The 873-nt window shown below is 44.0% G+C and carries 2 protein-coding genes; both read left to right on the forward strand.

Going from position 1 to position 873, the window contains the following annotated elements; translation table 11 throughout:
• Nucleotides 1-241 (forward strand): DUF1631 family protein (locus A3756_RS24540; protein WP_156490746.1); only part of this gene is annotated, 241 nt, incomplete at its 5' end.
• 3 nt (nt 242-244) lie between these two features.
• The coding region (locus A3756_RS24545; RefSeq protein ID WP_156490747.1) for a hypothetical protein at nt 245-873 on the forward strand (629 nt) is incomplete at its 3' end.

Here is an 873-nt window from a genome sequence, read left to right on the forward strand (position 1 = left end):
TTGGTTTGAGTTTACAAACAACGATAGCAAACAGCGATGCAAGCTGTCAGCGGTCATCAATGATGCAGATAGCTATATTTTCGTCAATCGCATGGGGCTAAAGTCTTGTGAAAAAACCAAAACCGACCTGGCGAATGATCTAAAAAGGAAGCACACAATTGTTCTAGAGCAAGGACTGCTAATTGATAGAGCCATGAACGCACTAACCAGTAGCCTAAGCCAGAAAGCAAGTACACTCTAATTTGTGAATACCGAGAGCAACCAAAGTCTTCGGCTCAGCTTAGCGGCTTTCGCTGCCATTTTGATTCACACAATCTTGGCCCTATTGATCTACTGGCTCGACATATCATTCCTTGAAACCAAGGAAAAGACTATCCCCTTCAAGCTAGTATCTGCAGACAGAAGCTCGCAATTTTCAAGCTCATCACTTAGCGCCGAAGAGAACTCACGCGCAGCACAAGAATATTTAGCGACACTTAACCAATCGCAATTTAAAAGCGACACCCAAACTAAACGTGACTCCTCATCAAAAGGCAGCCTAAGTCCTAATCAAAATGCCGTGAAGAAGCTGTCGGACAAACACACTCGGCTAGACAGCCCTGCTTTTCGTGGATCTAATCCAAGCACGGCAATTCACGGATTACAAAATATTTTCAGCCGCGATAAGCAAAGCCTTAAACCCAGCCAGACAAAACAAGTCTCGAGCAAGGAACTTGAGCAACTCAGCGACTACGAGATTTTACTTTTGAGCGCACTCAGGAAGGACTCTCTATACGACCCTTTTCATGCGGTAATGAACACTCACAAACGTAAAGAAGTTGCCTATACAATAACGCTTCGCTTATTCCCCAATGGAGCAATAAAAAACGCTTT

It is taken from the genome of Oleiphilus sp. HI0086 (genome assembly GCF_001635225.1).